This window comes from Paracraurococcus ruber (assembly GCF_004353985.1).
Lineage (GTDB): Bacteria > Pseudomonadota > Alphaproteobacteria > Acetobacterales > Acetobacteraceae > Paracraurococcus > Paracraurococcus ruber.
This window is the reverse complement of sequence record NZ_SMOA01000283.1, coordinates 1-6,537: the sequence shown is the minus strand read 5'-3', so window position 1 is coordinate 6,537 and position 6,537 is coordinate 1. Positions and strand designations below refer to the sequence as shown.

The 6,537-nt window shown below is 74.0% G+C and carries 8 protein-coding genes; 2 read left to right on the top strand and 6 right to left on the bottom strand.

The genetic code is table 11. The annotated features are described in order from the left end of the window. Positions 1-99: 99 nt before the first annotated feature. Together E2C05_RS27020 and E2C05_RS27015 are read right to left on the bottom strand one after the other, a co-directional pair. Positions 100-585 carry a UPF0262 family protein gene (locus E2C05_RS27020; protein ID WP_133222755.1) on the bottom strand — a complete coding sequence of 162 codons (486 nt, stop codon included), beginning with the start codon at positions 583-585 and terminating at the stop codon, positions 100-102. Positions 586-604: 19 nt separating this feature from the next. Next, a complete protein-coding gene (locus E2C05_RS27015) occupies positions 605-1,099 on the bottom strand; it encodes a DUF983 domain-containing protein (RefSeq protein ID WP_133222754.1) in 495 nt (164 codons plus the stop codon). A gap of 222 nt (positions 1,100-1,321) precedes the next feature. Between E2C05_RS27015 and E2C05_RS27010 the strand changes: the two genes are divergently transcribed. Beyond that, on the top strand, positions 1,322-1,972 hold the full coding sequence (locus E2C05_RS27010) for an aspartate/glutamate racemase family protein (protein WP_133222753.1): 651 nt from the start codon (positions 1,322-1,324) through the stop codon (positions 1,970-1,972). Between the two features lie 59 nt (positions 1,973-2,031). On the opposite strand, the gene E2C05_RS27005 is transcribed toward E2C05_RS27010, so the two are convergent. The 4 genes from E2C05_RS27005 to E2C05_RS26990 all read right to left on the bottom strand — a co-directional run bounded on the left by E2C05_RS27005 (position 2,032) and on the right by E2C05_RS26990 (position 5,774). Beyond that, the gene (locus E2C05_RS27005; protein WP_133222752.1) at positions 2,032-2,328 is read right to left on the bottom strand and encodes a hypothetical protein; all 297 of its coding nucleotides are present in this window, start codon (positions 2,326-2,328) and stop codon (positions 2,032-2,034) included. A gap of 290 nt (positions 2,329-2,618) precedes the next feature. Next, positions 2,619-3,497 carry a calcium-binding protein gene (locus E2C05_RS27000; protein ID WP_133222751.1) on the bottom strand — a complete coding sequence of 293 codons (879 nt, stop codon included), beginning with the start codon at positions 3,495-3,497 and terminating at the stop codon, positions 2,619-2,621. A gap of 183 nt (positions 3,498-3,680) precedes the next feature. Further along, positions 3,681-4,646, bottom strand: coding sequence for an N-carbamoyl-D-amino-acid hydrolase (locus E2C05_RS26995; RefSeq protein WP_133222750.1), 966 nt, complete (start codon positions 4,644-4,646; stop codon positions 3,681-3,683). A 165-nt stretch (positions 4,647-4,811) separates the two neighbouring features. Next, a complete protein-coding gene (locus E2C05_RS26990; protein WP_133222749.1) occupies positions 4,812-5,774 on the bottom strand; it encodes an isocitrate lyase/PEP mutase family protein in 963 nt (320 codons plus the stop codon). A gap of 116 nt (positions 5,775-5,890) precedes the next feature. Here E2C05_RS26990 and E2C05_RS26985 point away from each other — a divergent pair, with 116 nt between their 5' ends. Further along, positions 5,891-6,313, top strand: coding sequence for a DUF1489 family protein (locus tag E2C05_RS26985; protein WP_133222748.1), 423 nt, complete (start codon positions 5,891-5,893; stop codon positions 6,311-6,313). The last annotated feature ends 224 nt before the right edge of the window (positions 6,314-6,537 follow it).

Sequence of the window (6,537 nt, the reverse complement as noted above, 5' to 3'; positions counted from 1 at the left end):
CGGCGCGCCGGGGCCTGGCCGCCCGCCGACGACCCTGGCAGGCCGCGGCTGCCGGCAGGGTCGCCATCCGCCGGCGGCGAGCGGCGCCGGCCGCCGCCGTCAGATCCGCTGGTGCAGCGCGCAGACCAGGGTGAAGAGCCGCCGCGCCGTCTCGAAATCCAGCGCGATCCGGCCCTCCAGCCGCTGCATCAGCAGGTCGGCGCCCTCGTTGTGCAGGCCGCGCCGGCCCATGTCGATCGCCTGGATCCGCGCCTCGTGCCCGCCCTCGGCCACCGCCTGCTCATGGCTCTCCACGATCATGTGGTAGTCCTTGATCAGCCGACGGAAGGGGCCCAGCGCCAGGGCCACCGCCCGCACCGGGACATCGGCGCCGTCGCGGATGTCGAAGACCAGCCGGCCGTCGCGGACGCAGAGCAGCAGGGCGAAGGGCCCGCCGGGCACGCCCACCGGGTCGAAGCGGTTCTCGGTCAGCAGGTCGGCCACCGCCTGGCGCCGATCCGCCTCGGCATAGGACGAGGGCAGCGGGCTGGCATCCGGCAGCACCAGGTTGACCAGCCGCCGCAGCGCCGGGTCTGCCGGCGCCATGGCGGCCTGCCGCGCACGGTCAGGCATGCGGTCGCCCGGCCACGGCATCCGGCCCGGCGGCGGCGACCCGCGCCTCGCCCCGTGCCTCATCCTGCGCCGCCGCGACGAAGCCCAGCGTGCTCATCCACCCCACCACGGCACCCTTGATCGGCCGAAGCAGCAGTGTGCAGGCGATCGCGAACAGCGGCAACCAGACGACCATGTGCAGCCACATCGGCGGCGCATAGGCCTTCTCCACCCAGAAGACCGGCGGCACCAGCAGGTGGCCGACCAGGAAGATGACGAAATAGGGCGGCGCGTCATCCGCCCGCAGCAGGCCGAGCGGCGCCCGGCAGTTGGAACAGGCCGGCACCACCGTCAGGTACCCTGCGAAGACCTTGCCCTCGCCGCAGAAGGGGCAGCGGTTGCGCAGGCCGCGGCCGAGCGCGGTCCAGAGGGGCGGCGCGGGCAGGGCGAAGCCCCCGGCCTCGGCCGCCGCGGCGGCGGGGGCGGCGCTCTCGGGCGTCCAGCGCATGGCGGTTCTCCTGGGCCGGGGCGGCGGCATGGCCGCCCCGCCCGTGTCTGTGGTTGGCGAGCGCGGCAGGGCGATCGCGCCGGGCCGTGGGCGGGGCATCCCGCCGGGCCGGGTTTTGCGGTGCAATATCGGCCCGGTCCCCGCCGCCGATCAAGCGCGACGGGCCGCGCGGCGTTCCGGACGGGGCTTGCAGATCCCGCCCCGGCCGGGAAAGGCTGCGCCATGTCCCGCCGCATCCTGGTGATCAACCCCAACTCCTCCGCGGCCTGCACGCGCGGCATCGCCACCGCCCTGGCGCCGCTCGGCGCCCCGCCGGGCCTGGCCTTCGCGGTGACGCAGCTGCCGGAGGGCCCGCCGGCCATCGCCAGCTGGGAGGACTGGCATTCGGTCGCCCTGCCGCTCTGCCGGCTGGTGGAGCGGGAGCCGGCCGCCGCCTATGTCATCGCCTGCGTCTCCGACCCGGGGCTGGAGGCGGTGCGGGCGGCGACCCCGCGCCCGGTGCTGGGCATGTTCCGCTGCGCCGTCGCGGCGGCGGCGGCGCGGGCGGAGCGCTTCGCCGTCATCGGCTTCGTCGCCGCCAGCGAGGCGCGGCAGCGCCGGGCGCTGCAGTCCATGGGCCTCGAATCGCGGCTGGCCGGCTGGCAGGCGCTGGACCTGCCGATGGACGTGCTGACCGACCCGGCGGCGCCGCGCGGCCGCATCGCCGCCGCGGCGCGCAGCCTGGCGGCGACCGGCGCCGGGGCGATCGTGCTGGGCTGCACCGGCATGGCGGGGCATGTGGCGGCGGCCGAGGATGCGGCGGGCATCCCGGTCATCGAGCCCTGCCGGGCGGCCGGCGCCATGGCGCTGCTGGCGGCGCTGCCAGCGGGCTGAGGCACGGGCTGAGGCATGGGCCGAAGGGCGGGCTGAAGCGCGGCCGCCGCCGCGCCCGGTCAGCGCTGGGTGTTGCCGCCGGCGTTGAAGCCGCGCTCGGGCGCGGTCACCGGGGCGCCGGCCTCCTCGGGCCGGCCGATATCGGGCTGCAGGGACCGGCGGTCGGTCTCGATCGCCACGGCACCGGGGGAGGTTTCGCGCGGCAGCGGGCCTTCCGGGCCGCCGGCCTCGCGGGCGCGGTCCCGGTTGAGGTCCTGGCGCAGTTCGCGGGATGCGCGCTCGGCCGGCGTCTCGGCCAGGGCGGGCAGCGGCAGCAGGCAGGCGGGAATTAGCGGGAGGAGGTGGCGGCGGCGCATGCGGGTGGCGGTCCTGCGGGCAGGGGGCGCCGGGGCGGCGCCATCCCGCAGGCAGCGCCCGGCGGGGCCGGCGGTTGCGGGCGGGGCGGGGGCCTTCTGCCGCCCGCGTCGTCCTGTCCGCGCCGACTTGGCCGCGTCGTCCTGGCGCGTCGTCCGGACAGCCATCGGTCGTGACCGATCAACGGCCCCTCAATCGCCGGGCGGCCCGCGCCGCGCCGCCTGGCGGGGCGGCCAGGGCCGCGGTGCCCGTCCGGCCGGTCGGCATGGATGCAGCAGCCATGCCGCGGCGATCAGATGATCTTCACCCACTGGGTGATGTGCTGCAGGAAGTCGTCCTTGCCGACGCCGTCCAGCGTGATGCTGTCGTCGCCGATGGTGATCACGGTCTGGCCGGCATTGCCGCTGACATACTGCTTGACGTCATTGGCGTTGGCGATGCCCGAATTGTTGATGTTGGCGAAGAGCCAGATCTGGTCCTTGCCGCCGGTGAAGTCCTCGATCACGTCGTCGCCGAAGCGGCTCTCGAAGACGAAGACGTCGTTGCCGATGCCGCCCACCAGGGTATCGGCGCCGGCGCCGCCATCCATGGTGTCGTCGCCCCGGTCGCCGTAGAGCAGGTCGTCGCCGAAGGCGCCGCCGACATAGTCGTTGCCATTGCCGCCATGGATCTCGTCGTCGCCGGCGCCGCCCAGCAGGTTGTCGTCGCCCGCGTCACCGAAGATGGTGTCGTCGCCGTTGCCGCCCCGGACCAGGTCGTCGCCCGCGCCGCCGTGGATCTCGTCGTCGCCGGCATCGCCGTACAGGCTGTCGTCGCCCCGGCCGCCATCGATGCTGTCGTCGCCGGCGCCGCCATGGATCTCGTCGGTGCCCGCGCCGCCCGACAGGATGTCGTCGCCCCGCTCGCCGGACAGGGTGTCGGCGCCGGCGCCGCCCGCGAAGGTATCGTCGCTGCGGCCGCCCAGCATGTAGTCGTCGCCGGTGCCGGACAGGATTTCCACGCCATGGGTGTTGGCGCTGGTGTCGAAGACGTTGTTGCCGGTGAAATTCGACAGGTTCAGCGACACGCCGCCGGAGACGATGCTGTAGTAGACGTCCAGGTCCTTGAGGCTCTGGTCGTAGATGTCATGGGGGTCGCCGTTGCCCCCAATGACCGATGCGTAATCACCCATAGGCCGGGCCTCCTGAGAAGGGGCTCACATGCGTCGCGAGCCTGAGCGGTTCTCACAACCTTTCGCTGCCCGTTTCTTACCCTCTCGCGCATCGGTTGAGATCATCGTTGCCGCGGCGGCATCCCGCGCGGCGTGCGGCGCGCCACCTTGCCGGAGAATGTCCGGCGGCCGCGCCGCGCCGCGTCAGCCCGCGGCCGCGGTCCAGGCGGGCGGCGGCTGGCTGCCGGCGCGCGCGGTGATCGGGCCATAGGCGTCGGGCCGGCGATGCGCGGCGAAGTCGAAGATCGTCTCCCGCCCCAGCCGGCACATCTCCAGGTCGCAATCAGCGATGATCAGCTCGTCCTCCCAGGAGGTCGCCTGGGCCATGATCTCCCCCTGCGGGTTGACGATGATCGAATGGCCGAACAGCTCGTGCCCGTCCTCCGTGCCCGCCTTGGCGACGGCGGCGGCGAAGCAGGCATTCTGGTAGCAGCCGGCCTGCACGCTGAGATGGCTGTGGAAGACCCGCAGGTGATGCGCCTCGAAGCCGCGATTCGCCATGTTCAGGCTGGGCGTGTTGTAGCCGAGCATGACCAGCTCGACCTGCTGCATCCCCAGCACGCGCCAGGCTTCCGGCCAGCGGCGGTCGTTGCAGATCAGCATGCCGATATTCACGTCGTTCCCGCCAACGGGCGCGCGGACCACCGGGAAGCCGAGGTCGCCGACCTCGAAATACCGCTTCTCCAGGTGCTGCACCCGCCGCTGCGGGTCGTGCTCGGCATGGCCCGGCAGATGGACCTTGCGGTATTTCAGCGCCACCTGCCCCGAGGGATGCACATAGATGGCGGTGTTGAAGCGCCGGCCATCCGGCGTCTTCTCCGCATAGCCGAGATGGAAGCCGATGCCGTGGCGCCGCGCCGCCTCGAACAGCGGGGCGGTGGCGTTGGACGGCATGGCGGACTCGTACCAGTGGTCCGCCGCGGCCAGGTCGTCTTCGTACCAGCGCGGGAAGAAGGTGGTGAGCGCGAGCTCGGGGAAGACCACCACCTCGGCGCCGCGGCGATGCGCCAGCTCCAGCAGCCGGACCATGCGGCCGACCGCCACCTCCCGCCCCTCGGCGCGCTGGATGGGGCCGAGCTGGGCGGCGGCAAGGACGAGGCGGCGTGGCATGGGCGATCTCCGGCGCGGGGTCGCCGGCAGCCTATCCCCGCCGGCCGGAGGCGGGGAGGGCGGCCGCCGCGCCCGGCCCGGCGGGTCCAACCGGGCCGTTCGGCGGCCCGGCGGGGGCGGGGATGGTGCCCTCGGCGGGGGGCAGGGCGCGGGCCCAGCCGCCCTTCAGCCCTTCGCCTCCGGCATGTGGCCGAGCGTGCCCTGGTACTTCTCCTGCGACTCGGCCGGCATGAACTCGGCCTCCAGCGCGCGGATGCGGTCGAAGCCGGCGAACAGGTGCACATTCCCGCGCGGATGCGTCTTCGTCCGCGCATCCACCTCGGCCTCGGCCAGGGCGCCCTGCTCCTTCAGCGCCACCGCCAGGTCGTGCACCGCCATGATGGTCTGCCGCAGCACTGCGCCGGGCAGGATGGTGATGGCGATGCCGAGCTCCGCCATCTCGGCCTCGCCCAGCCGCGGCGAGATGCCGGTCTGGTTGTAGAGCACGGGGCCGTTCACCCGGCGGCAGATTTCTCCGATTTCCGCCTTGCTGGCGGGGCCCTCCACGAAGGCCAGGTCGGCGCCGGCCTCGAGGAACAGGTTGGCGCGGGCGATCGCCTCGTCGAGGCTCCCCCCATGCGCGCCGCGGGCATCGGTGCGGGCGATCAGGAGGAAGTCGGGGTCGAGGTTGCGCCGCGTGGCATCCGCCGCCCGTATCTTGCCGACCGCCTCCTCCCGCCCGATCACCTCCCGCCCCGCGACATGGCCGCAGCGCTTCGGGGCCACCTGGTCCTCGACATGCATGCCCGCCAGGCCGGCGCGGATATACTCCTCCACCGTGCGGACCATGTTCACCGCATTGCCGAAGCCGGTATCGGCATCGGCGATCACCGGCGCGCGCACCGCCGAGGCGATCAGCCTGGCGTTCAGCGCCATCTCGGTCAGGGTGATCAGCCCGGCATCCGGCAGGCCGAGCAGCGAGAGCGAGGTGCCGTAGCCGGTCATGTACAGCGCCTCATGCCCCGCCGATTCCAGGATGCGGGCGGTCAGCGCGTTGTAGCAGCCGGGCAGCACCAGCGGCCGGCGCGTGGCCAGCATGGCGCGCAGCCGCGTGCCGGGACCCGCGGTCCCGCCTTGGCCGAGGCGCATGGACGTCTCCTGTCGTTCAGTAGCGGCGGGAAGCCTGCCGGCGGGCCGCGCGGCGGGTCAAGCCGCAGCGGCGGAATCGGTTGCGCAGGCGGCCGGCCGGGGGCACATGCGAAGGCGTGCTTCACCTTATCAAGCTTTCGGTCGGCCCGAAGGATGTGGGCCAGCTGCGGGAGATCCAGGCCCGGCGGGCGATCGCCGAGCCGCCGCTGCGGCACCAGACCCGGATGATGCCGAAGCGCGCGGCGGAGATCCTGGCCGGCGGCAGCATCTACTGGGTGGTGGCCGGCTTCCTGCAGGTGCGCCAGCGCATCCTCGACATCCGCGAGGAGACCTGGGACGACGGCAGCGCCTGCGCCGGGCTGGTGCTGGACCCCGTGCTCGTCCCGGTCGCGGCGCGGCCGACCAAGCCCTTCCAGGGCTGGCGCTACCTGGAGCCGGCGGCGGCGCCCCCGGACGTGACGGAAAGCATGGCGGCCGAGGGGATCGAGGCGCTGCCGAGCGGGCTTCGGCGCGAGTTGCAGGCGCTCGGGCTGCTGTAGCGGGGCATCGAGAGGGGCTTCGCCCCGCTCGAACTCCCCCCCCACCAGGGGCCGGGCGACCCCTGGACCGGCCTCAGTCCGGCCGCTGCTACAGCGCCGCCCGCGCCAGGGCCAGCGCCGCCAGCCCGGCCAGCAGCGCCGGGAGCAGCCGCCCGCGCCCCAGCCACCAGGCCAGCAGCCCCGCCGCCAGCCCGGCCAGCCGCGCCGGCCAGGGCGCCAGCGCC